This is a genomic window from Lacisediminihabitans profunda (assembly GCF_008040105.1).
Lineage (GTDB): Bacteria > Actinomycetota > Actinomycetes > Actinomycetales > Microbacteriaceae > Lacisediminihabitans > Lacisediminihabitans profunda.
In genome coordinates this window covers 151,495-173,817 of the sequence record NZ_VRMG01000006.1, presented here as the reverse complement: position 1 = coordinate 173,817, position 22,323 = coordinate 151,495, and the positions used below count along the sequence as shown (strand labels likewise).

The following is a 22,323-nucleotide window of genomic DNA, read 5'->3' as shown; positions in this document are numbered from 1 at the left end:
TGATCGCCCCTACTTGTCCGCTTGCGGCGCTTTGTTGCCGGGTTGGTTCGTATTGGTGTTGTACTCCGGGCCGAGGATGCCGGTCTGGCCCTTGTCCACGAGGCTCTGGATGTAGGCGTCGTACTCGTCCGAGGTGACGACCTTCACCTGGAAGAGCATGAGCGAGTGATAGTCGCCGCAGAGCTCGGCGCACTTTCCCTCATACGTGCCCAGCTTCTGGGGGGTGAAGAACATGTAGTTGTCCTTGCCCGGGATGTTGTCCTTCTTGTAAAGGAACTCCGGCACCCAGAAGGAGTGGTCGACGTCGCGGCTCGCGAGCTTGATCTGCACGCTCTTGTTCACCGGCAGGTAGAGAACCGGCAGCTTGGCGCGGTCGATCGTGCCGTCCGAGTTCTCGTTCTCCTGGGCCTGCACCCCCGGGGAGTAGACGCCCTTGTTGCCCGGGCCGACATCCGTGTAGTTGAAGTCCCAGGCCCAGCGCTTGGCGTAGACCTCGATCTTCACGTCGGAGTTGGCGACGGGATGCTCGATCGAGTTCTGTTCCTTCGCCGTGAAGGCGAAGAAGCCGAGAACGAGGATGAGGGGAACGATCGTGTAGAAAATCTCGATCGGAAGGTTGTAACGCAGCTGCACCGGCAGGCCGGTCTGGCCCTTGCGGCGGCGGTAGACGACCGCGGTCCAGATGATGAGGCCCCAGGTGACGATGCCAACCAGGAGCAGCACGATCCACGATGTGACCCAGAGGCCGGTGATACCGTCCGTGTGGTTCGTGACGCCGTACGGCCCGGGAAGGAAGCCCCGGAGCTGCTGCTGACTGCATCCCGCGAGAATGACGATTAACGTCACGGCGACGGGAACTGCTGCCCATCGTAGACGGCGGTTAGAGCGCACCTGGAGACCTCTCGGATGACACGGACTGATACGAACAACAGTCTATTTGGTGCTTTCCACCCTACTCCGACGGACGCGCGCTCTCAGACCGGAAAAAGCGTCGAAATCGCGAAAAGGGGAACCGCCGGATGGCGATTCCCCTCTCTCGAAACGGTGGCGACTAGTGGAACGAGTCCCCACACGCGCAACTTCCCGAGGCGTTCGGGTTGTCGATCGTGAAGCCCTGCTTCTGGATCGTGTCCTCGAAGTCGATGGTCGCCCCGTCGAGATAGGGCACGCTCATCTTGTCGACGACGACCTCGACACCGTCGAAGTCGACGGTCGCGTCGCCCTCGAGAAGGCGCTCGTCGAAGTAGAGCTGGTAGATGAGTCCTGAACAGCCGCCGGGCTGAACGGCCACGCGCAGGCGAAGGTCGTCGCGACCCTCCTGCTCGTACAGGCTGCGAACCTTGGCGGCGGCGGGCTCAGTGAGTCCGACGCCATGCTCCGGCGCGGTCTTCGTCTGGGTCAGTGTCGTGTCGGTCATGAACACTCCTTATGGGTGCCGAGGGATCTGCGTTAAGTGTAAGCACCGTTGGCCCGGTATTGTTCCCCGGTCGCGGCATTTCGGTGAGCTCGAGGCTAGGACCGTTCGTTGAGGCGCGCCAGAAGCAGCGCCTCGGAGAGAATCGCGCGCTGAAACACGCCGAGGTGCAGCGACTCGTTCGGGCTGTGCGCCCGCGTGCCGGGGTCCTCGACTCCGGTCACGAGAATCTGCGCGGTCGGGAACACCGACACGAGCTCGGCGATGAACGGGATGGAGCCACCGACTCCCATCTCCACGACCTCGGCACCCCAGGCCTCCGTCATGGCAGTCTTCACCTCGGAGACGGCCCAGCCGCTCGTGTCGACGAGGAATCCATTTCCCTGGTCCACGTCATCGATCTCGACCTGGGCTCCGAACGGCGCATTCGCCAGGAGGTGCTTCTCGAGTGCGGCGAACGCCTCTCCCGACTGCTGCCCGGGTGCGATGCGTGCGCTGATCCGCACGGACACGACCGGTGCGAGCGTGTTGGAGGCATTGGCGACGGTCGGGGCGTCGATGCCCGTGACCGTGATCGCCGGCTTCGACCAGATGCGGCCGAGGATCGGACCAGAGCCGATCGAGGTCACCCCCTCCACCAGCCCGGCCTCGTGCCGCAGCTTCTCCTCCGAATAGTCCGGGGTGTCTGCCTCGCGGGACGTGAGCCCCTCGACGGCGACGGAACCGTCCTCGTTGTGCAGCGTGGCGAGCAGGCGGATGGTGGCGAGCATCGCGTCCGGAACCGCTCCCCCGTACATGCCGGAGTGCGAGGCATGCTCGAGAGTGCGCACCGTGAGACGGAAGGTCACGTTTCCGCGGAGGCCGACGGTGAGGGCCGGGGTGTGGATGTCCCAGTTGTCCGAGTCCGCGACGACGATGACATCGGCGGCGAGTTCGCGCCGGTGCTTGGCGAGGAAGTTGCTGAAGGAGCGCGAACCGAACTCCTCCTCCCCCTCGATGAAGACCGCAAGGCCCAGATCGAAGTCGCTGCCGACCGTCTCGACGAGGGCGCGGATCGCCGCGATGTGGGAGAGCACGCCCGCCTTGTCGTCGGCGGCTCCCCGGCCGTACAGCCGGTCGCCGCGCACGGTGGGCTCGAACGGCGAGGACTCCCAGTCCTCGTCGTGGCCGGGGGGCTGCACGTCGTGGTGGGCGTAAAGCAGGATGGTGGGCCGGCCGTTACGGGCGGCCCGGGTCGCGAGCACGGCGGGCTGGCCGAGGGTCGGCGTGTCGCCGATGGTCGCCCGGGACACCTCGACGGTGTCGAACACCCCGAGGCCGCGCACGAGCCCGGCCACGGCATCCGCGCTCTCGCTCACGTGGGTCGGATCGAACGCGGCCCAGGACACGGAGGGGATGCGCACTAGCCGGGAGAGATCGGCGATCGTCGTGGGCATCCCGGCCTGCACCGCGTCGCGCAGTGCGCCAAGGAGTTCCGGCCGTGTGGTCTCAGTTGAAGTCATGGAGGTAATCTTAAGCAGACAACTATCGCAAGGACCCCACATGGCCAAGCCAAGCACGAGCAAGCCTGACGACGCCGTCGGCTACGAGCTCAACACGGACAGCACGATGGCCGGCAAGGGCCACGCCACACCGACTCGCAAGGAGCGGGAGGCCGCAAACCTTCGCCCGCTCGTGTCGAGCGATCGCAAGGCGGGAAACGCGGCGGCCCGCGCCAGGGCGGCCGAGGCCAGGGAGAAGGCCCGCATCGGCATGGCCAACGGGGACGAGAAGTACCTCCCCGTGCGCGACAAGGGCGTGCAGCGCCGCTTCATCCGAGACTACGTGGACGCCCGCTGGAGCGTCGGCGAACTGATCATCCCGGTGATGTTCCTCGTGATCATCCTCACCTTCATCAACAATGTCCTGCTGCAGAACATCGCGATCTTCAGCCTGTGGGGCTTCTTCCTCGTCGCCGTCATCGACTGTGTCGTGGTGGGCATGATCGTCCAGCGCAAGCTCGCGGCCAAGGTGGGTGCCGACCGCCTGCAGAAGGGCAACCGCTGGTACACCGCGATGCGGGCCCTCCAGCTGCGTCCGATGCGTCTCCCGAAGCCCCAGGTGAAGCGCGGCCAGTTCCCCGCCTAGCCGTCAGCGGCGCAGCGCCAGCAGTCCGCGGTTGATGCTCCTGGCCCAGAACGGGCCGCGGTAGAGGAACGCCGTGTAGCCCTGCACGAGCGTCGCCCCCTCGGCGAGACGCTCGGCGACGTCGGCCGCCGTCTCCACTCCCCCGACCGAGATCACGCACATGTCGGCGGGGACGACGGAGCGGATCAGCCTCAGCACCTCGAGGGAGCGCGCGGCGAGCGGCGCGCCGGACAGGCCGCCGGCGCCGGCGGCCTCGACGACCGACGCGTCGGTGCGCAGGCCCTCCCTGGAGAGCGTCGTGTTGGTGGCGATGATGCCGGCGAGCCCGAGTTCCACCGCGAGCCCGGCGATGCGGCGGACGGCATCGTCGGCGAGGTCCGGCGAGATCTTCACGAGGACGGGGGTCTCGTCCGCGGCATCCCGCACCGCGGTGAGCAGCGGCGCGAGCTTGTCGAGTTCCTGCAGGCCGCGCAGGCCCGGCGTGTTGGGCGAGCTGACGTTCACGGCGAGGTAGTCGGCGACGGGCGCGAGCAGCCGGGCGCTGACGAGGTAGTCGTGGATGGCGTCGTCCACCTCCACGACCCGGCTCTTGCCGATGTTGGCGCCGATCACCGGTCGCTCGAGCCTCGCGGACTCGAGGGCGAGGCGCGGCGCGGCATCCGCCGCCCCGTCGTTGTTGAAACCCATTCGGTTGATCACGGCGCGGTCGGCAACGAGGCGGAACAGCCGGGGCCGGGCGTTGCCGGGCTGGGCGATGGCGGTGACGGTGCCAACCTCGACATGCCCGAATCCGAGCTGGCCGAGGCCCTGGATGGCGCGGCCGTCCTTGTCGAACCCGGCGGCCACACCGAACGGGGACGGGAATCTCAGGCCGAGGGCCGTCACGCCGAGGGAGGGGTCGGGTCGGGTGAACACCTCGATCAGCCGCCCGATGCCGAGCCGCGGCAACCAGCGAATCACCGTGAAGGCGAGGTGGTGGGCGTTCTCCGGGTCTAGCCGCGAGAGGACGAGCGAAAAGAGGATGCGATACATGCCGTAGTCAGGCTATCGGCAGTGGCGCCGGTCAGGCGTCGGCGACGTGCGCAGCGCCGTCCTTTGCTGCGGCGTCCTGGGCATTGTCGTGTTCGACCCTGAGCAGGGTGATCGCCGACTCGAAGTCCTCGAGCGAATCGAAGCCCTGGTAGACGCTCGCGAAGCGGAGGTAGGCCACCTCATCGAGTTCGCGAAGGGGCGACAGGATCGCCAGGCCGATGTCGTTCGCCTCGATCTGGGAGGCCCCGGTCGCGCGAATCGACTCCTCCACCTTCTGGGCCAGCACCGCGAGATCGGTGTCGGTCACCGGACGTCCCTGGCACGCCTTCCGAACGCCCGAGACGATCTTCTCCCGGCTGAAGGGTTGCACGACGCCGCTTCGCTTGACCACGTTGAGGCTCGCCGTCTCGGTCGTGCTGAATCGGCGGCCGCACTCCGGGCACTGCCGGCGGCGACGGATGGACATGCCGTCGTCGCTCGTGCGCGAGTCGATGACGCGGGAATCGGGGTGCCTGCAGAAGGGGCAAAACATGGTTCTCAGGATACCGGCTGCCCGGCGCGTTCGTGCGAGGGCGGATCAGCGCTCGGAGAACCGCGCGGTGACCGCCGCGGCGTGGGCCGGCAGGTCTTCGGCGGTGGCGAGGGCCACGATTCCGGCCTCGACCGCACGGAGTGCCTCCCGGTCGTAGCGAATCACCTGTTGCGGCCGCAGGAAGGTGTACGCCCCGAGGCCCGGGGTGAATCGCGCCTGGCCGCCGGTGGGCAGCACGTGGTTGGAGCCGGCGAGGTAGTCGCCGAGGCTCACCGGGGAGTTCTCGCCGAGGAAGATCGCCCCGGCGCTCTCGATGAGGTCGAGCACCGCGTCGGGCTCCGCGGTCTGGATCTCGAGGTGCTCCGGGCCGTAGACGTTGCTGAAGGCGGCCGCGGCCGGCAGGTCGTCGACGAGCACCACGGCGGACTGCTGCCCGCGAAGTGCCGTGTCGACCCTGGCCCGATGCGCGGTCAGCGGCGCGAGCCGCTCCAGTTCCGCGCGCACGCGGGCCGCGAGTTCCGGCGAATCGGTCACGAGCACCGCAGCGGCGAGCTCGTCGTGCTCGGCCTGGCTGAGAAGGTCGCTCGCCACGAGGAAGGCGTCGGCCGTGGCATCCGCGATCACCAGGATCTCGGTGGGACCGGCCTCCGAGTCGATGCCGACCTGGCCCCGGACGAGACGCTTGGCGGCGGCGACGTAGACGTTTCCCGGCCCGGTGATGACCTGAACCGGGTCGAGTCCAAGCTCCGCGACACCCCAGGCGAAGGCGCCGATCGCCCCGGCGCCGCCCATCGCGTAGACCTCGTCGATGCCGAGCAGCCCGGCGGCTCCCAGGATCGTGGGGTGAACCGAGCCGCCGAATTCCCTTTGCGGCGGCGAGGCGAGGGCGATCGAAGAGACACCGGCGATCTGCGCCGGTACCACGTTCATCACGACGCTCGACGGGTAGACGGCCTTTCCGCCGGGTACGTAGAGCCCCACCCGCCGCACGGGGCTCCACCGCTGGATCACCTCGGCCCCCGGCCCGAGCCGGGTTACCGTCGGGGTGGGAAGCTGGGCGCGCGATGCCGCGCGAACGCGATCGATGGCCTCCTCGAGCGCGTCGCGCACGTCGGGCCGGAGCCCGCGCACCGCCGCGGACACGGTGGCGACGTCGAGGCGCACCCGGTCCGGGCGCACGCCATCGAGTCGGGTCGCCTGGTCGATGAGGGCCGCGGCGCCTCGGCGCCGCACGTCGTCGATGAGCTCGCTCGCAATGGCAGTGGCGGCTGACACGTCCGTGAGGGATCTCGGGATCAGATCCAAGAGTTCGGCACGGCTAGGCTTGAGACCCCGCAGGTCAATCGTCTGGATCATGGCCAGACCATCCTATTGGACGGCGGCTCCCGGAATCCGCCCGGGAATAACGGTCGCGCCCCACGGATTGGCACTGAGGATGAAGGACATGGCCCCAGCGCCCCACGCCGAAGAGCCTGACGGGCTCGCGGCGTTCAAACACGCCTTCCGGCGGCACGCGGCCGGCGTGGTGGTCATCACCGCGCTCACCCCGGAGGGCAAGCCCGTCGGCTTCACCGCCACCTCCCTCGCGTCCCTCGCCGCCGTGCCTCCGCTCGCCACCTTCAACATGGCCCGCACCGCCAGCGCCTGGCCGGCGATCGTGGGCACGGACTACGTCGCGATCCAGACGATGGGCGTGCGTACCCGCCACCTGGCCGAACGGATGTCGGGCGACCACGCGCTGCGTTTCGACGGCGACCACTGGTACGAGGGCCCGCACGGCATCCCGATTCTCAAGGGCGTCACCTCCTGGATGATCGGACGCATCGTCGAGCGCCTCAACGTCGCGGGAAACGCGGTGATCGTGGTGCAGATCGAGGAGGGTGCGCTCGGCGAGCCGGATGACGCCCTCCTCTACCACGAGCGCCGCTACCTCAAGCCGGGCGACGAGGTCTAGCTAGCGGTACTGCCCAGGGACGTTGGTTGACCGGCTGATGGAGCCAGGCCAGAGGGCGTTTCGGGCCGTCTGGCCTGGCCACTGTGCGCTATTCCCTTGCCCCTGGCACGGGTTGTGCAGGACGGCGCCGGCGTCCACGGGTGCCCCACCCCTACAGACTCCAGTTGTGCAGGACGGGTGGTGCAGGACGGCAGAACGGGTTGTGCAGGACGCCTCGGGCGGGATAGCGAGGACGAGAGGTGCAGAACCCACGGGAGCGTCCCGCAGACCGCAACCCTTCGGGTCGCCACACCCCTCCCGTGTCCTGCACAAGCTGTCCTGCAGAAACTGTCCTGCACAAGCCGTCCTGCATAACTGGAGTCTGTAGGGGTAGGCACCCACACCACCGGAGCCCGTCCTGCAGAACGCGGCCCGACCGACGCGGGCGGCACAACTAGCCGGCACCGCCAGAGGGCCGAGAAGGTCCAGCCTCCGGCGCACGAGATCCGCAATGCGCCGACGGCCACACACGAACGTCCGTAACGGTGTGTGGAGTCCAACAGCAGCATCAGCGTGGGACAGGAGCTCCTCGCTCACGTTCACCGACTGAAGCGAGTCGCCACACCCAATCAACCAACCTGCCTGGCCAGTACACCTAGCCGCGGGAGTGCGGCTTCTGCACCTGACGCCGGGCGATCACTCTCGGCGCGATCCAGAACAGCGCGAAGGTTCCGATCGCGGCACGCACGACCGCGAACACGAGCACCCACCAGCCGACCGGCATCCCGGAGAGCAGCAGTCCCACCCCGAACACGACGAGGACGACGTCCGCGGCGTACGGCACCCTGAGCCAGAACAGCAGTCGCTTCGTCGGGTCCATTGCTCCATGATCCTCCGTCCTGCTGGGCACTGGACGTGCGCCCCGAAGAGGCCTACCGTTCAGGCCAGCGAGGTGTTCGCTGCGACGATGCGGAGGTTCACAATGAGCGGCAACAACGGAGGGTCCCCCGACGAGACTCCAGTGGGCGACATGACAGGCGAGGGTCAGACCGAGGTCGGCCCATACCCTTCACTCACCGACATCGAGAACATGGAGCAGGCCGACCTCGAGTCGGTCGCGAAGAAACCGGAGAAGCCGTCCGACAAAGACTCCTGACCCCGTCGCGGAACACCGGGACCTTCGGACCTAGAGAGCAGTCCGTTCTATTGTGAGACTGCGTGCATGTCCACCAGTGCCCCGCGCCGCGCCGAAAACGCGACGGCCAGACGCGTGGGATACGCGCTGGCCGTCGTGATCAACGGATTGCTTCTCTACGGCATCAACGTGTGGCCGGGCTGGAGGGTTCTGCCGTTCCTCACCGAGGAGACCACACTCGTGCTCGGTCTGGTCACCCTCTCCCTGATCGCCGGGATGGTCGTGAACGCCGTCTATGTCGTCGCCGATCAGACCTGGCTCAAGGCGCTGGGCGACCTGATCACCCTGGCCATCGGGATGGCCGTGCTGGTGGGATTCTGGGAGGTCTTCCCCTTCGACTTCACCGGTTCGTCTCTCGGCTGGGGCACGGTGGCGCGCGTCGTGCTGATCGTTGCCATGGTCGGCACGGCACTGGGGCTGGCGGTGCAGTTCGTGGTGCTGATCGCGAGTCTGTTGCATGGCAGCAGGCGATCGACGGGCCCACGGTGACCTCGTCCCGAATCGACCGCGCGAGCAGCGACGACCTCATGTCGCTGGCCTCGGACCGCGGATCCGCACCGATGCAGGTGGGTGCCGTGCTGATGCTCGATGTCGGCCGGGGATTCGAACCGGAGCGCCTGGTGCACGCGATCGAGCAACGGCTCCCCGCCATCCCGCGACTGAGGCAACGGCTCGAGCGGGTGCCCGTCGGGTTCGGGCGGCCGATCTGGGTCGACGACGCGGGCTTCCGGATCGCCGACCACGTGTCGATAGTTCGCTGCCCGTCGCCTGCCGGCCCGGCTTCCGTGCTCGACGTCGCCGCCGGTCTCATCACGACTCGACTCCCCCGCGACCGTCCGCTGTGGAGGGCGAGTCTCGTCACTGACGTCGTCGGCGGCGGCGCGGCGCTCGTGATCGTGTACCACCACGTGCTCGCGGATGGCATCGGCGGACTCGCCGTTTTGGCTGCGCTCGCCGGCGCTCCCGCGGTCGATCCGTTGTTCCCGAGGTCGCGCCCCACCCGCCGCGAGCTTGCCCTCGGGGCCGCCCGCGATCGCCTGCGTGCCGTGACGCGCCTCCCGTCGGCACTCGCGCGACTGGCCCAGGCCGCGCTCCAGCTCGGGCCGGCGCTGCGGACGCGCCCGCAGCGGTCCTCCCTCAATCGGCCGACCGGCCGGCGCCGGAGATTCGCCACGGTCACCTGCGAGCTGGACCGCGTGCGGGAGACCGCCCACGGCCACCACGCGACCGTGAACGACGTCGTGCTCAGCGCGATCACCGGGGCCCTGCATCGGCTGCTGGCCGAGCGCGACGAGCCGGCAGAGACCATCGTCGTCTCCGTGCCGTTCTCCTCCCGTGGCAGTACTGCCGCCTCACGGCTCGGCAACGCGAGCGGGGTGATCCCGCTGCGCCTCCCCGCCACCGGCGATCCCGACGAGCGTCTCGAAGCGGTGGCCCTCATCACCCGCGCGGCGAAACTGTCGGCGCCCGGTGCGTCGACCGCCATGCTCGGACCCGGCTTTCGCCTGCTGGCGCGGGCCGGACTCTTCCGGCGGTTCATCGACCGCCAGCGTCTCATCCAGACCTTCGTCAGCAACCTGAAGGGCCCGCAGGACAGGCTCGCCATCGATGGCCGGCCCGTCGTGGCCGTGATCCCCCTCAGCGTCGCGGTCGGCAACGTGACGGTCTCATTCTCGGTGCTCTCCTACTGCGGCACCCTCACCATCAGTCTCGCCGCCGACCCGGATGCGTGCCCGGACCTCGACCGGCTGCGGCAGCTTCTCGAGCGCGAATTGAACGACGTCACCCGGAGATCCGTTGCCGGAGTCGCACCAGATCGTCGGCGACCCGTCGGATGAGGCCATAGGGCACGGGCTCCGAGTACGGGAAGGAGAGAGTGCCCTTGTCACCGCGGTACGGGGCGAGCTGCCGCTCGAGCTCGACCCTCATCGTCGGCACGGCGTACAGCGCCACGTGCCGCTTCCAGCCGGCGAAGTACGCCAGACGGCGTCCGTCGAGCACGATCGTGGGCATCCCGTAACTGATCGTCTCGATCGAATCCGGCGCCGCGCCGCGCAACTCGCCGCGAACGCGTTCGAGCACCGGGCGGACCTCCGTGGGAAACGAGGCGATGTACTCGTCGACCGTGGCGAACTGCTCTCCCATCGGCTCCTCCTCGGCGAGACCGCCCATTGGGCAGAATCGTACCCGCGTGCCGCACGGCGAGCCACCGCCGAGTCGCTCAGGAGCCCGACGATTGGGCGTGTTGCCCGAAGCCCTGGCCGGGGACCGCCGGACCGATTTGCTGTTGGCTGCCGTCGTCGGAGAAGCCCGACTGGTTCGTGTCGGACCCGTCGCCGCGCTGCACGTTCGACGTCCCGACGGACGTCGGGGTTCGAACCGTGCCGAGCCAGAGCGCCAGAGACACGATTCCGGTGGCCGCGAGACTCACGACGCCCACGAGCACGGTGACGCTCGCCGCGAGTTGCCGGCCCTCTGATCGGATGCTCACGCCGCCACCTCCCTGTCGTCGACAGCCGTCGACAGGACCAAGACTGCTCGCGCGAGCTTGGATTCGCATAAGAACTGGCGGAGAGCGACCTGCGAGTCAAGTGCCGATCAGGCGGCATCCGTCGCGGTCGTCGCGACGGGGGTCGGCACTGGTCGACTGATCGGCTGGGTGGTCACGGCCGTCGCCAGCGCAGCGCCCCACTCGGCGTACATCCGTCCGTACGACGATTGCCGTGACTCGGGGAGCCGGAGCCCCTCGTGCAGCGAGGCCGGGAAGGCGACCGAACTGACCCGCGGCCTGGTCGCCACGACCTCCCGGGTGATCCGGTTCAGGACTCTGGCCTGGTGACCGGAGGCCAGCCGAGCCGCGCGCGAGATCGACCCGGCGTTGTCCATCGGCGGGATTTCGGCCACCAGCACCTGTCCATCGCTCGCGAGGTGGCCCGCCAGCTGGTCGACGGTGACCGCGATCAGCCGCCGCCAACTGCTGCGGGAGGTCATGCGGAGCGTGTCGGTGATTCCGATCATCAGGATCACCACGTCGATTCGCGCGAAGGTCGCCGCGGAGGAGGTGATGGCCGGCGCGGATCGCAGCCGGCCGTCCGGGAAGCCGACCGACGACCAGTACACGCCGGAGCCCGCGGCGCGCGCGAGTCGACGCGCGCACTGCGCGGCCACGCCGAGTTCGTGGCTGCGCACGCCCAGGCCGACCGCGGTGCCCTCCCCGATCGTGATGATGCGGTACGAATCGTCACCCTCGACGACTCCGCCCGCCGAATCGGTCGGATAGCTATCCCCGCTCGCATCCTGGCACGGGAAGAGGAATTCGGCGAGGTTGAGGGACCTCGCCACGACGCGGAAAGCCGATCGAATAGGCCGCCCTGCTGCCACCATCCGCTTGGTCCCCTCGTGTGCGTCCGACTGGGGTCCATCCCCCGGAGACAGTACATCACGAGATACTCTCATAAAATGGCGGATGCCCCGAACTGGGGATGCCACGCCGCCTCCGGAAATGCCGCCACCGGCGTCGAGTCGGGGCTAGTGGCCGCTTCGCCGCGCGCAAACAGGCCATTCTCCCCGACTCGTCGCGACTTTTGGGGCGCCTGGTCGACAACGATCACCGGCGAGTGGCGTCGGGAGAGAGCGCAGTCAGCGTGCAGGCTGGCGCGGGACTTTCGGCTCTGCAGGAGCCGGCGGTCGCGTGCCAGCGTGGGGTGATGGATCACTGGCCTGCGCACGCGCAATCCCGAGGACTGCCCCTGTCAGACCTCGGAGGGAGCGCGCCATGGTCGAGTCAGTGAATGTCCCTCGCCGCTCACCGCCTGAACCGCCGCGATCGCCGCGAGTTGCGATCTGGCCCACCGCACCGACGGGGTGGATCGCCGTGGCTGCGGCCGCGGTCGGCCTCGGCACGTGGGTGGTGTTGCCGATCATCACGACGCTGTTCGCCGAGCGATACCCGGTGACCGATACCTTCGTCATGCCCGTGATCGGCACGGTAGTGATCCTGCTAGCCGCGCTTTTCAACGTGCTGTCCGTGTGGCTGTGGAAGCAGCGATCCGTGCTGAACATCGTCGCGTTGGCGGTAGTCGCGCCGGCGGCGATCTTCTTCACGTTCTTTGTCGTGGGCGAGGGTATCGGCGGCGCCTGAATCGCCGCCCGCTCCATCCCGCCGCCGGGGCGCGCGCGGCGGAAGTTCCCCGGGAAGTTTCTAGCCCAGGCAGCTCGGGCCGAGCAGAGACTTCAGTTCGCCGTACAGGTCCGCGTTCACGGACACCGGATACGGCACCTCGAAGACCCGAGCCGTGTCGCCCTTCACGAGCTTGAGCCGAACCTCGGTGTCGCCGGAGTGCCGAATGAGCACGTCGTTGAGCGCCGTGACGATATCGGTCGTCGCCCGCTGCTCGGGAACCGAGATCACGAGCGGACCGGAGCCGAGACTCTGCCCGATGTCTGGACTGAACATGCTCACCGCGTGCAGGTTCATCCCGTCGTCGCGCACGCTCACCCGACCGCGCACCACCACGATGGAGTCGTTGGTGAGGGCTGGCGAGAACTCCTGGTAGGTCTTGCCGAGGAACATCACGGTGATCTCCCCGGCGAAGTCCTCCACCGTGATGAGTCCGTACTGGTTGCCGGAGTTGCGCGCGGTGCGGTGCTGCACCGAGGTGATGAGGCCGGCGACCGTCACGTGCTCGCCGTCGGCCGCGACATCCCCGCCCAGGATCTCCATGATGCTCGCGCTCGCGTGCTTGGCGAGCTGCACCTCGAGGCCGGCGAGCGGATGATCGGAGACGTAGAGCCCGAGCATCTCTCGTTCGAAGGCGAGCTTGTCGCGCTTCGACCACTCCGGTCGGTCCGGCACCTGGTTCACCGCCTGCGGCTCGTCCCACAGGCTGTCGAAGTCGAAGCCGACCTGGCCGTTCGCCTCGGCGCGCTTGTCGCTCACCGCCGAGTCGATGGCGTCCTCGTGGATCTCGAGGAGGGCGCGCCTCGTCGCTGCCGTCGAGTCGAAGGCCCCCGCCTTGATCAGGGATTCCACCGTGCGCTTGTTGGCGACCTGGATCGGCACCTTGCGCAGGAAGTCGTGGAAGGACTCGAATCGCCCCTTCTCCTCCCGGGCCCGCTTGATCGACTCGACGACGTTCGACCCGACGTTGCGGATCGCGCCGAGGCCGAAGCGGATGTCGCCGGCGACGGCGGTGAAGTCGCCGGAGGACTCGTTCACGTCGGGCGCGAGCACCCGGATGCCCATGCGCCGACACTCGCTCAGGTAGAGCGCAAGCTTGTCCTTGGAGTCCCCGACGCTCGTGAGCAGGGCGGCCATGTACTCGGCCGGGAAATTGGCCTTGAGGTACGCGGTCCAGTAGCTCAGCACGCCGTAGCCGGCGCTGTGCGCCTTGTTGAAGGCGTAGTCGGCGAAGGGCATCAGGGTGTCCCAGAGCACCTTCACGGCGTTTGCGCTGTAGCCGTTGGCCTTCATTCCGGCCTCGAAGTCGGCGTACTGCTTGTCGAGCTCCGACTTCTTCTTCTTGCCCATCGCGCGCCGCAGCACGTCGGCCTGCCCGAGCGTGAACCCGGCCACCTTCTGGGCGACGGACATCACCTGCTCCTGGTACACGATCAGGCCGTAGGTGATGCCGAGGCTCTCCCGCAGAGGCTCCTCGAGCTCCGGGTGGATGGCCTCGATCTTCTGCAGGCCGTTCTTGCGCAGCGCATAGTTGGTGTGCGAGTTCATGCCCATGGGGCCCGGGCGGTAGAGGGCGATGACGGCCGAGATGTCTTCGAAGCTCGTGGGCTTGAGCTGCTTGAGCAGCGAACGCATGGGCCCGCCGTCGAGCTGGAACACGCCGAGCGTCTCGCCCCGGGCCAGCAGGTCGTAGGTCTTCTGGTCCTCGTCGAGGTCGAGGTCCTCGATCACGAGCTTGTTGCCCGTGTTCTGTTCGATCATGCGCAGCGCATCCTCGATGATGGTGAGGTTGCGCAGGCCGAGGAAGTCCATCTTGATCAGACCGAGGGACTCCAGCGGCGGCTGGTCGAACTGGGTGATGATCGCGCCGTCGTCCTCGCGCTTCATGATCGGCAGGACATCGAGCAATGGTTCGGCCGACATGATCACGCCGGCGGCGTGCACACCCCACTGGCGCTTGAGGTTCTCGATGCCCTTCGCCGTGTCGAAGACCTTCGCGGCCTCCTGGTCGGTCTCGAGCACCGCCCGGAAGTCGGCCGCCTCCTTGTAGCGCGGGGCATCCTTGTCGAGGATCTCGCTGAGCGAGATGTCCTTGCCCATGATCGCGGGCGGCATGGCCTTGGTGAGCTTCTCCCCCACCGAGTACGGCATGCCGAGCACCCGGGCGGAGTCCTTGAGCGCCTGCTTCGCCTTGATCGTGCCGTAGGTCACGATCTGGGCGACCCGGTCGTCCCCGTACTTGTCCGTCACATAGCGGATCACCTCCGGCCGGCGCCGGTCGTCGAAGTCGACGTCGACGTCGGGCATGGATACCCGCTCCGGGTTGAGGAAGCGCTCGAAGATGAGTCCGTGCGCCAGCGGGTCGAGTTCGGTGATGCCCATGGCGTAGGAGGCCATCGATCCGGCGGCCGACCCGCGACCGGGACCCACCCGGATGCCCTGCGCCTTCGCCCACGCGATGAAGTCGGCCACGACGAGGAAGTACCCCGGGAATCCCATCTGCTTGATGACGTCCACCTCGTACTTCGCCTGGGCGAGGTGGGCCTCGGATGGCGCATTCTTGAAGCGCCGCATCATGCCGACGCCGACCTCCTTCTCGAACCAGGAGGCCTCCGTCTCGCCCTCCGGCACGGGGAACCTCGGCATGAGGTCGCGGTGCTCGAACGACACCTCACAGCGCTCGGCGATGAGCAGGGTGTTGTCGCAGGCCTCCGGGTAGTCGCGAAACAGATGACGCATCTGGTCGGCCGACTTGAGGTAGAACTCGTCGGAGTCGAACTTGAAGCGATTCGGGTCGTCGAGGGTGGAGGCGGACTGCACGCAGAGCAGAGCGGCGTGCGCCGTCGCGTCGTGCGCGTGGGTGTAGTGCAGGTCGTTGGTGGCGACGAGCGGCAGGTCGAGGTCCTTCGCGAGGCGAAGCAGGTCCTCCATTGTGCGGCGTTCGATATCGATGCCGTGGTCCATGATCTCGGCGAAGAAATTGCCCTTGCCGAAGATGTCCTGGAAGTCTGCGGCGGCCTTGCGCGCCTCGTCGTACTGCCCAAGACGCAGCCGCGTCTGCACCTCGCCGCCGACGCAGCCCGTCGTGGCGATGATGCCCTGGGCGTAGCGGCTCAGCAGTTCCCTGTCCATCCGGGGCTTGAAGTAGAAGCCCTCGATCGAGGCGAGCGACGACAACCGGAACAGGTTGTGCATGCCCTCGTTGTTCTCCGAGAGCAGGGTCATGTGGGTGTACGAGCCGGACCCGCCCACGTCGTCCTGGTTCTGGTGGTTCGCGCCCCACTTGACCCTGGTGCGATCCTGCCGGGCGGTCCCAGGGGTGATGTACGCCTCGGTGCCGATGATCGGCTTGACTCCGTTGGCCGTCGCGGTCTTCCAGAAGTCGTAGGCGCCGAACATGTTGCCGTGGTCGGTCACCGCGATGGCGGGCATCTTCTGCTCGGCGGCGGCCTTGATGAGAGGGCCGACCCTGGCCGCACCATCCAGCATCGAGTACTCGCTGTGCACGTGCAAATGCACGAAAGATTCATTGCTGACTGGCACCGATACTCCGACTAACCGAGGGCTGGATGTTTTCCCCGGCCTTTAGCTTAAGCCCGGCTCAGTCGCGTCGAAGCACGTCGAGCGCGTGTTGCAGGTCGGCGGGATACCGGCTGCTGAAGACCACCGGTTCGCCCGTCGCGGGGTGCCTAAAACCGAGCTGCATGGCATGGAGCCACTGCCTGGTGAGGCCCAGCCTGGCCGAGATCGTCGGGTCTGCGCCGTACATGGCGTCGCCGACACAGGGGTGCCGCTGGGCGGCCATGTGCACGCGAATCTGGTGGGTCCGACCGGTCTCGAGGTGCACCTCGAGCAGGGACGCGCTCGGAAACGCCTCGAGGGTCTCGTAGTGGGTCACAGAGTCCTTGCCGTCGATCGTCACGGCGAACTTCCAACTCGAACTGGGATGCCGCCCGATCGGCGCGTCGATAGTTCCGGCGAGCGGGTCGGGATGCCCCTGCACGACGGCGTGGTAGATCTTCTCCACCTCGCGGTCGTGAAAGGCGCGCTTCAGCTCCGAGTATGCCCGCTCGCTCTTGGCCACGACCATGAGGCCGCTCGTGCCGGCGTCGAGGCGGTGCACGATCCCCGCACGTTCGGCGGCGCCGGAGGTGGAGATCCGGAAGCCGGCGCCGGCGAGGGCTCCGAGCACCGTCGGCCCGGTCCAGCCGACCGACGGATGCGCGGCCACCCCGACCGGCTTGTCGACGACGACGATGTCGTCATCGTCGTAGATGATCGTGAGGTCTGGCACGACGACAGGCTCGATTCGCGGTGCCTCCTTGGGCTGCCAGGTCACCTCGAGCCAACTGCCGGCCTGCAGGCGATCTGACTTGCCGAGCACCACGCCGTCGGCCGTCACTCCCCCGGACTCGGCGACCTCGGCGGCGAAGCTCCGCGAGAAGCCGAGCAGCTTCGCGAGCGCCGCATCGGTCCTCTCGCCGGCCAGTCCGTCGGGCACCGGCAGGCTGCGTGTTTCCATCGAGGGGCCTACTTGCTGTCGTGTGAAGTCGGGGGCTGTGGCTCGACATCCGACGCGGCGTCCGCCGGTGCAGTGCCGTGGCCGCGCTTGCCGTCGAGCCCGACGCCGCGGATCGTGAGGATGATGAACAGCCCCATGCTCGCGACGATGAACGAGTCGGCGATGTTGAAGATCGCCGGAAAGCCGATGACCTGGATGAAGTCGACCACGTGGCCGACCCCGAAGCCGGGTTCCCGGAACAGCCGGTCGGTGAGATTCCCTGTCGTGCCGCCCAGGAGCATCCCGAAAAGCACGGCCCAGCCGACCGAACGGATGCGCCGGGAGAACCCGATGATGAAGACCGTGACGGCGGAGGCGGCTATCGAGAAGATCCAGGTCGAACCGCTGGCGAAGGAGAAGGCGGCACCGGAGTTCTTCACGAAGTGGAACTGAAGAACCTCACCGAGAACGCGTACCAGTTCGCCCTCGGTGAGATTCGAGACAATCAGAAACTTGGATAACTGGTCGAGACCGTAGACAGCGAGCGCAACAACGGCCAGCGTGACGAGAGCACGAACGCTGACCGGTGAAGCGCGAACCTCCGCCTGCGGCTCAGTTGCCGCCAAAGCCCTGGTAGCTGGCTGGTGGAGGCGTCTGGCTGTTGAACGGCGCGGAGTCGAACGGCACGGCATCGACCGGCGCGGAGTCAACCGGGCCCGAATCGAACGACGCCGACGCGAACGATGCGCTGCCCGGCGCGACTGCCGAAGCAGCGCTGTTGGACGTCACCTCGGTCGCTTCGAGCTCGTGCAGCTGGCCCTCGATGTAGCTCTTGAGCTTCTGGCGGTACTCCCGCTCGAAGGTGCGGAGCTCTTCAATCCGGGTCTCGAGCGAGACCCGCTGCTGGTCGAGGGCGTTGATCTGGGTGCGCTGGGCCTCTTCGGCCTCGCTCACGATGCGGGCCGCGGTGGCGTGGCCCTCGGCGATGAGAGCGTCACGCTTCTCGATGCCCTCGCGCACGTGCTCCTCGTGAAGCTTGCGAGCAAGCTGCAGGAGGTTGTTCGTGTTGCTCGGGTCGATGGCATTGGGGTCGGATGCCTGGTACGGAGCCGGGGCGGCGACCACGGGCGCCGCGGCGACGACGGCCGGAGCGGAGGCGAACTGCGGCTGCGGGGCGGCCTCGACCGCTGCCGGGCCGGATGCCGCTCGCTGAAGCTCGCTGATCCGGGCGTCGCTCGCGATCAGGCGCTGGCGAAGCTCCTCGTTCTCCTGATTGAGGCGACGCAGCTCGACGACGACCTCGTCCAGGAAGTCATCGACCTCGTCCTGGTCGTAACCTTCGCGGAATTTCGTCGGCTGGAACCGCTTGTTGACTACATCTTCCGGCGTCAGGGCCATTGGTGTCACCTCAAGAACTCTCTGGTACTGCGTTTATTGACAATGATCTAACGCTAGCAAACAACCCGGGTCACGGGGGTCATGAACTCGCGCGGTCGGCGACCGCTTTTCACAGGTTACACAAGTGTGCGGATTACCTGAACGACGTAGATCAGGATGATGACCGCGAGCATCACGATCGACCAGGAGAGGTCGAGCGCAATACCGCCGATCCGGATCGGACGCACGAGCCGGCGCACGGCCTTGATCGGTGGATCGGTGGCGGAGAACACGAATTCGGCGATCACCAGGCCCGCGCCCTTCGGACGCCAGCTCGGCAGGAACGTGCGCGCGACATCCAGTGCGAGCCGGCCCCACAAGACGAACGAATAGATGAGCAGCAGGGCATAGACGAGGGTCGCGATGAGCGACAGTACAAACACAGAACTCCCGGCCGGTTCCGAGGTCAGGACTGGGCGAAGAACGAGGCGTCGACGTCGGGCTCGACCTCGGCCTGGTCGCCGCTCACGGCCACGTGCGCCGGCGACAACAGGAACACCTTGCTGGTGACGCGCTCGATCTTGCCGTAGAGGCCCTGCGAGAGGCCGCTGGCGAAGTCGATGAGTCGGCGTGCCTCAGGCTCGCTCATCTGGGACAGGTTGATGATCACCGGGATGCCGTCGCGGAAGCTCTCGGCGATGACCTGTGCGTCCTTGTACTGGCGCGGGTGCACCGTGAGGATCTCGTTCATCTCGGCGGGACCGGCCGACCTTTGGCTCGGCGCGCGGCGCAGGGGGGTCACCGGGGCACGATTGCTCACCGGCTGCGGCACGTGATGAGCGACCGGCGCGGCAGGCGCCGCCGGTGCGGTCTCCTCGTACTCGAGCTCTTCATCCGCAAGGCCCAGATAAACCATGGTCTTGCGTAGCGGGTTAGCCATTTCGTGCCTCCTGTGGTGAAACTCTTGTGTTCAGATTAACCGGCGGTTGGCCGGATTCCCGTGATTGCCGACCCGATGCGCAGGTGTGTCGCGCCCTCGAGCACGGCTTCGCGATAGTCGCCGGACATGCCGGCGGAAATGTAGCGGGCCGCTGGGGCGATCGCCCTGACCCGCTCCGACGCGGCGCGCACCCTGGCGAACGCCGCGCGGGGTTCTTCGCCGACCGGGGCCACGGCCATGACGCCGAGAAGGCGCAAACCGCTCGTCGCCAGCACGCGCTCGGTGAGGGTCTCGAGGTCCGCGTCCCGCACTCCGCCCCTGGCCGGGTCGTCGGTGAGGTTGAGCTGCACGAAACAGTCCACCACCGACTCGACGGACGCGAGCGCATCCACGACGGACTCGCGATCCAGCGAGTGGATGACGCGCGCGTATGCCCGCACCTGCCGCGCCTTCTTGCTCTGCAGTTGACCGATGAAGTGCCAGGTGATGTCGAGGTCGGCGAGTTCGGCCGCCTTGGCCTGCGCCTCCTGGTGCCGGTTCTCGCCGAAGTCGGTCACCCCGAGCGCGAACAAGTCGCGCACGAGCCGCGGCGGGTGGAATTTCGTGACGACGATGAGCGAGATCTCGTCGACACTCCGCCCGGCCTCGGCCGCGGCGTCCGCGATGCCTCGGCGCACCGCCTCGAGTCGCTCGGGCAGCGCGGCACCTGCGGTCATGAGATCGCCCCGCCGGTGTCGGCGCTACTTGAGGAAATCCGGAATGTCCAGGTCGTCATCGTCGTCGTCGAACACCGGGTCTTTCTGGGCGCTGGGCGCGCTGGGCAGCTCGGGCTCGGGCGACCAGGCCGGCGCCGCGGCCGGCTCGGCCTCGGCGTAGCCGGTCGACGCCGCTGCGCCGACTCCGACACCGACCGGAACGGCGGCATCGACGAAGTTGGAACGATGGCCGTTCTTCTTGACGACCGGCTCTCCGCCGTCGAATCCCGCCGCGATCACCGTGACGCGCACCTCGTCGCCGAGCGTGTCGTCGATGACGGCACCGAAGATGATGTTGGCCTCGGGATGCACGGCCTCCTGCACGAGGCGAGCCGCGTCGTTGATCTCGAAGATGCCGAGGTTGGATCCGCCCTGGATGGACAGGAGCACTCCGTGCGCCCCGTCGATCGACGCCTCGAGCAGCGGCGATGCGACAGCGAGCTCGGCGGCCTTGATGGCTCGATCTGCCCCGCGGGACGACCCGATGCCCATGAGCGCGGACCCGGCTCCCTGCATCACCGACTTGACGTCGGCGAAGTCCAGGTTGATGAGGCCCGGGGTGGTGATGAGGTCGGTGATGCCCTGCACGCCGGCAAGGAGCACCTGGTCGGCGGTGGCGAATGCCTCGAGGAAAGAGATTCCGCGATCGCTGATCTCGAGGAGGCGATCGTTGGGGACGACGATGAGCGTGTCCACCTCGCTCTTGAGCGCCGAGACGCCCACGTCGGCCTGGGCGGCGCGACGCTTGCCCTCGAATCCGAACGGACGCGTCACGACACCGATGGTGAGGGCACCGATCGACTTGGCGATGCGGGCCACGACCGGCGCGCCGCCCGTGCCGGTGCCGCCGCCCTCTCCCGCGGTGACGAAGACCATGTCGGCGCCAGCAAGCGCCTCTTCGATCTCCTCGGCATGGTCCTCGGCCGCGCGACGCCCGACCTCGGGGTCCGCGCCGGCGCCGAGGCCGCGGGTGAGCTCGCGTCCGACGTCGAGCTTGACGTCGGCATCGCTCATGAGCAGCGCCTGCGCGTCGGTGTTGATCGCGATGAACTCGACTCCTCGGAGCCCGAGTTCGATCATCCGGTTTACGGCGTTAACGCCGCCGCCGCCAATGCCGACGACCTTGATCACGGCGAGGTAGTTTTGGTTCGATGTCACGTCCGGCCTCCGCTTGAAAAAACTCTCAACCTTTACTAGAGCGTTAAAGTTATGCCCGGTATAGGTTTCTTGGTTTGACGGTAAGCGCCGCGGGCACACGGAGGCGTGAGGCGCGCCAGCGTGTCGCGGAATCTGCTCGCGAGAAAGGCGAATTCCGTGCCGCGCGGACGATCGCTCAGGCCGGGCCGACGACCGGATTCGTCGGGGCGGACACGTCGTACTTCACTGCGGACGTCGGACTCTGGGTCTTCATCAGGGCGACGAGCACACGCGCCTTGAGCTGCGAGTTCTCCGCGCTCCCCCACACCACGGTCTGGCCCGCCCCGGTGAGGGTGAGGGTGACATCGTCAGTGGTCTGGGCCGTGACGCTGTCGACCTTGCCGAGCACGCTCGGGGGAAGGGCGAGCAGAACTGCGACCGCCGCCTGGAAGGCCGCCCCCTTGGCGCCCGTGGTGCCGACGTCGATGAGCGGCAGGGACGGCGGCCGGTCGGCAGACTTCTCGATCTCCACGCCGGCCGGGTCCACCACGGAGAATCCGGAAGCGGTGGCGACGCTCCCCACCGGTGCACGCTCGGTGACCCGGATCACGAGAGTGTCCGGTGGCACGGTCTCGGTGACGAAGCTGCGGATCAGCGGGAAGCGGGACAGCTCGGCCTTCACCCGCGCGAAGTCCACGAGGGCGAGTGGCTTGCCGACCTGGTCGCCGACCGCGTTCCGCACGGCTGCCGCATCCACCCGCGTGGTGCCGACGACCGTCACGGTGCGCAGGGCGAGCAGCGGTGAATACACGGCAACGGTCACGAGCCCCACCAGCACGACCGCCGTGATCGCCGCGGACAGCCAGGCGACACGGCGACGACGCGAACGCCGGGTGAAGCGGCGGACCTCGCCGCGCTCGTAGCGCCGCCGCGCCCGCGCGGCCTTCTTCAATTCGCGCTCGGCGACCGGATCTGCCGGTGGGATCGTGCCTGCCGCGGCCCTCTTGGGCGCCTTCGCCGAGTGCTCGGTCGTAGGGGTCTCGCTGGCCGTCGAGGTCTCGCGGGCCTTCGGGGTCACCGGCGCCGTCGGTCGCGCCGGGGGCGCGGGCGTCGACGCGCGACTCTTGGTCGAGGAGGCCGGGCGGGTGGGCTGCTCCCCGGTCGGTCGCCGGTCGAACCCCTGTGGTCGTTTCACTCGCG

General features: G+C 67.8%; 25 protein-coding genes. 6 read left to right on the top strand and 19 right to left on the bottom strand.

Annotation, left to right across the window (positions count from 1 at the left end):
* Positions 1-9: 9 nt before the first annotated feature.
* The 3 genes from ctaC to FVP33_RS09345 form a co-directional block, all read right to left on the bottom strand.
* Positions 10-891 carry an aa3-type cytochrome oxidase subunit II gene (gene ctaC, locus FVP33_RS09355; RefSeq protein WP_147783386.1) on the bottom strand — a complete coding sequence of 294 codons (882 nt, stop codon included), beginning with the start codon at positions 889-891 and terminating at the stop codon, positions 10-12.
* Between the two features lie 160 nt (positions 892-1,051).
* Entirely contained in the window at positions 1,052-1,417 is a 366-nt protein-coding gene (erpA, locus tag FVP33_RS09350) for an iron-sulfur cluster insertion protein ErpA (protein WP_147783385.1), read from the bottom strand.
* Positions 1,418-1,512: 95 nt separating this feature from the next.
* Positions 1,513-2,916, bottom strand: a complete 1,404-nt coding sequence (locus FVP33_RS09345; RefSeq protein WP_147783384.1) for a dipeptidase — start codon at positions 2,914-2,916, stop codon at positions 1,513-1,515.
* Positions 2,917-2,956: 40 nt separating this feature from the next.
* Here FVP33_RS09345 and FVP33_RS09340 point away from each other — a divergent pair, with 40 nt between their 5' ends.
* Positions 2,957-3,541, top strand: coding sequence for a DUF3043 domain-containing protein (locus FVP33_RS09340; RefSeq protein ID WP_147783383.1), 585 nt, complete (start codon positions 2,957-2,959; stop codon positions 3,539-3,541).
* Between the two features lie 3 nt (positions 3,542-3,544).
* Here the strand turns inward: FVP33_RS09340 and FVP33_RS09335 are convergent, their stop codons facing one another.
* From FVP33_RS09335 to hisD, 3 genes are read right to left on the bottom strand one after another with little or no spacing between them, the layout of a single operon-like run.
* Complete coding sequence (locus tag FVP33_RS09335; RefSeq protein WP_147783382.1) at positions 3,545-4,573, bottom strand: quinone-dependent dihydroorotate dehydrogenase; 1,029 nt, start codon at positions 4,571-4,573, stop codon at positions 3,545-3,547.
* Between the two features lie 31 nt (positions 4,574-4,604).
* Positions 4,605-5,105 carry a transcriptional regulator NrdR gene (gene nrdR, locus FVP33_RS09330; RefSeq protein ID WP_147783381.1) on the bottom strand — a complete coding sequence of 167 codons (501 nt, stop codon included), beginning with the start codon at positions 5,103-5,105 and terminating at the stop codon, positions 4,605-4,607.
* Between the two features lie 45 nt (positions 5,106-5,150).
* The gene (gene hisD, locus FVP33_RS09325) at positions 5,151-6,461 is read right to left on the bottom strand and encodes a histidinol dehydrogenase (RefSeq protein WP_147783380.1); all 1,311 of its coding nucleotides are present in this window, start codon (positions 6,459-6,461) and stop codon (positions 5,151-5,153) included.
* An 88-nt stretch (positions 6,462-6,549) separates the two neighbouring features.
* On the opposite strand from hisD, the gene FVP33_RS09320 reads away from it, so the two are divergent.
* On the top strand, positions 6,550-7,059 hold the full coding sequence (locus FVP33_RS09320) for a flavin reductase family protein (protein WP_246142274.1): 510 nt from the start codon (positions 6,550-6,552) through the stop codon (positions 7,057-7,059).
* Between the two features lie 634 nt (positions 7,060-7,693).
* Here FVP33_RS09320 and FVP33_RS09315 read toward each other — a convergent pair.
* A complete protein-coding gene (locus FVP33_RS09315) occupies positions 7,694-7,918 on the bottom strand; it encodes a hypothetical protein (protein WP_147783379.1) in 225 nt (74 codons plus the stop codon).
* 102 nt (positions 7,919-8,020) lie between these two features.
* Here FVP33_RS09315 and FVP33_RS19485 point away from each other — a divergent pair, with 102 nt between their 5' ends.
* The 3 genes from FVP33_RS19485 to FVP33_RS09305 all read left to right on the top strand — a co-directional run bounded on the left by FVP33_RS19485 (position 8,021) and on the right by FVP33_RS09305 (position 10,071).
* Positions 8,021-8,194 carry a hypothetical protein gene (locus tag FVP33_RS19485; protein WP_187270648.1) on the top strand — a complete coding sequence of 58 codons (174 nt, stop codon included), beginning with the start codon at positions 8,021-8,023 and terminating at the stop codon, positions 8,192-8,194.
* Positions 8,195-8,260: 66 nt separating this feature from the next.
* Complete coding sequence (locus FVP33_RS09310) at positions 8,261-8,722, top strand: hypothetical protein (RefSeq protein WP_147783378.1); 462 nt, start codon at positions 8,261-8,263, stop codon at positions 8,720-8,722.
* Positions 8,719-10,071: a wax ester/triacylglycerol synthase domain-containing protein gene (locus FVP33_RS09305; RefSeq protein ID WP_147783377.1), complete on the top strand. Its 1,353-nt coding sequence runs from the start codon at positions 8,719-8,721 to the stop codon at positions 10,069-10,071. Before FVP33_RS09310 ends, FVP33_RS09305 begins: the two co-directional genes overlap by 4 nt.
* Here FVP33_RS09305 and FVP33_RS09300 read toward each other — a convergent pair.
* The 3 genes from FVP33_RS09300 to FVP33_RS09290 all read right to left on the bottom strand — a co-directional run bounded on the left by FVP33_RS09300 (position 10,016) and on the right by FVP33_RS09290 (position 11,575).
* Positions 10,016-10,378: an iron chaperone gene (locus tag FVP33_RS09300; protein ID WP_147783410.1), complete on the bottom strand. Its 363-nt coding sequence runs from the start codon at positions 10,376-10,378 to the stop codon at positions 10,016-10,018. The two genes, FVP33_RS09305 and FVP33_RS09300, sit on opposite strands and share 56 nt — an antisense overlap.
* A gap of 76 nt (positions 10,379-10,454) precedes the next feature.
* Positions 10,455-10,724, bottom strand: a complete 270-nt coding sequence (locus FVP33_RS09295) for a hypothetical protein (RefSeq protein ID WP_147783376.1) — start codon at positions 10,722-10,724, stop codon at positions 10,455-10,457.
* Positions 10,725-10,831: 107 nt separating this feature from the next.
* Positions 10,832-11,575, bottom strand: coding sequence for an SGNH/GDSL hydrolase family protein (locus tag FVP33_RS09290; RefSeq protein ID WP_147783375.1), 744 nt, complete (start codon positions 11,573-11,575; stop codon positions 10,832-10,834).
* Positions 11,576-12,008: 433 nt separating this feature from the next.
* On the opposite strand from FVP33_RS09290, the gene FVP33_RS09285 reads away from it, so the two are divergent.
* The gene (locus FVP33_RS09285; protein ID WP_147783374.1) at positions 12,009-12,374 is read left to right on the top strand and encodes a hypothetical protein; all 366 of its coding nucleotides are present in this window, start codon (positions 12,009-12,011) and stop codon (positions 12,372-12,374) included.
* Between the two features lie 60 nt (positions 12,375-12,434).
* On the opposite strand, the gene dnaE is transcribed toward FVP33_RS09285, so the two are convergent.
* From dnaE to FVP33_RS09240, 9 genes are all read right to left on the bottom strand, one after another.
* Positions 12,435-15,932, bottom strand: coding sequence for a DNA polymerase III subunit alpha (gene dnaE / locus FVP33_RS09280; RefSeq protein ID WP_425460942.1), 3,498 nt, complete (start codon positions 15,930-15,932; stop codon positions 12,435-12,437).
* Positions 15,933-16,014: 82 nt separating this feature from the next.
* Positions 16,015-16,935 (bottom strand): RluA family pseudouridine synthase, encoded by a 921-nt coding sequence (locus tag FVP33_RS09275; RefSeq protein ID WP_147783372.1) that lies wholly within the window; start codon positions 16,933-16,935, stop codon positions 16,015-16,017.
* An 8-nt stretch (positions 16,936-16,943) separates the two neighbouring features.
* A complete protein-coding gene (gene lspA, locus FVP33_RS09270) occupies positions 16,944-17,540 on the bottom strand; it encodes a signal peptidase II (RefSeq protein ID WP_246142273.1) in 597 nt (198 codons plus the stop codon).
* Positions 17,527-18,312, bottom strand: a complete 786-nt coding sequence (locus tag FVP33_RS09265; RefSeq protein WP_147783370.1) for a DivIVA domain-containing protein — start codon at positions 18,310-18,312, stop codon at positions 17,527-17,529. The genes lspA and FVP33_RS09265 overlap by 14 nt, the downstream gene beginning before the upstream one ends.
* Positions 18,313-18,428: 116 nt before the next feature.
* On the bottom strand, positions 18,429-18,734 hold the full coding sequence (locus FVP33_RS09260) for a YggT family protein (RefSeq protein ID WP_147783369.1): 306 nt from the start codon (positions 18,732-18,734) through the stop codon (positions 18,429-18,431).
* Between the two features lie 23 nt (positions 18,735-18,757).
* Positions 18,758-19,231 carry a cell division protein SepF gene (locus FVP33_RS09255; protein WP_147783368.1) on the bottom strand — a complete coding sequence of 158 codons (474 nt, stop codon included), beginning with the start codon at positions 19,229-19,231 and terminating at the stop codon, positions 18,758-18,760.
* Between the two features lie 35 nt (positions 19,232-19,266).
* Complete coding sequence (locus FVP33_RS09250) at positions 19,267-19,947, bottom strand: YggS family pyridoxal phosphate-dependent enzyme (protein WP_147783367.1); 681 nt, start codon at positions 19,945-19,947, stop codon at positions 19,267-19,269.
* Between the two features lie 24 nt (positions 19,948-19,971).
* A complete protein-coding gene (gene ftsZ / locus FVP33_RS09245; RefSeq protein ID WP_147783366.1) occupies positions 19,972-21,144 on the bottom strand; it encodes a cell division protein FtsZ in 1,173 nt (390 codons plus the stop codon).
* A gap of 175 nt (positions 21,145-21,319) precedes the next feature.
* A complete protein-coding gene (locus FVP33_RS09240; protein ID WP_222706673.1) occupies positions 21,320-22,318 on the bottom strand; it encodes an FtsQ-type POTRA domain-containing protein in 999 nt (332 codons plus the stop codon).
* Positions 22,319-22,323: the final 5 nt, after the last annotated feature.

Coding starts and splice junctions, on each gene's coding strand:
- erpA (WP_147783385.1), bottom strand. CDS start 1,417: ATGACCGACACGACACTGACCCAGACGAAGACCGCGCCGGAGCATGGC.
- FVP33_RS09345 (WP_147783384.1), bottom strand. CDS start 2,916: ATGACTTCAACTGAGACCACACGGCCGGAACTCCTTGGCGCACTGCGC.
- FVP33_RS09340 (WP_147783383.1), top strand. CDS start 2,957: ATGGCCAAGCCAAGCACGAGCAAGCCTGACGACGCCGTCGGCTACGAG.
- FVP33_RS09335 (WP_147783382.1), bottom strand. CDS start 4,573: ATGTATCGCATCCTCTTTTCGCTCGTCCTCTCGCGGCTAGACCCGGAG.
- nrdR (WP_147783381.1), bottom strand. CDS start 5,105: ATGTTTTGCCCCTTCTGCAGGCACCCCGATTCCCGCGTCATCGACTCG.
- hisD (WP_147783380.1), bottom strand. CDS start 6,461: ATGATCCAGACGATTGACCTGCGGGGTCTCAAGCCTAGCCGTGCCGAA.
- FVP33_RS09320 (WP_246142274.1), top strand. CDS start 6,550: ATGGCCCCAGCGCCCCACGCCGAAGAGCCTGACGGGCTCGCGGCGTTC.
- FVP33_RS09315 (WP_147783379.1), bottom strand. CDS start 7,918: ATGGACCCGACGAAGCGACTGCTGTTCTGGCTCAGGGTGCCGTACGCC.
- FVP33_RS19485 (WP_187270648.1), top strand. CDS start 8,021: ATGAGCGGCAACAACGGAGGGTCCCCCGACGAGACTCCAGTGGGCGAC.
- FVP33_RS09310 (WP_147783378.1), top strand. CDS start 8,261: ATGTCCACCAGTGCCCCGCGCCGCGCCGAAAACGCGACGGCCAGACGC.
- FVP33_RS09300 (WP_147783410.1), bottom strand. CDS start 10,378: ATGGGAGAGCAGTTCGCCACGGTCGACGAGTACATCGCCTCGTTTCCC.
- FVP33_RS09285 (WP_147783374.1), top strand. CDS start 12,009: ATGGTCGAGTCAGTGAATGTCCCTCGCCGCTCACCGCCTGAACCGCCG.
- FVP33_RS09275 (WP_147783372.1), bottom strand. CDS start 16,935: ATGGAAACACGCAGCCTGCCGGTGCCCGACGGACTGGCCGGCGAGAGG.
- FVP33_RS09265 (WP_147783370.1), bottom strand. CDS start 18,312: ATGGCCCTGACGCCGGAAGATGTAGTCAACAAGCGGTTCCAGCCGACG.
- FVP33_RS09255 (WP_147783368.1), bottom strand. CDS start 19,231: ATGGCTAACCCGCTACGCAAGACCATGGTTTATCTGGGCCTTGCGGAT.
- FVP33_RS09250 (WP_147783367.1), bottom strand. CDS start 19,947: ATGACCGCAGGTGCCGCGCTGCCCGAGCGACTCGAGGCGGTGCGCCGA.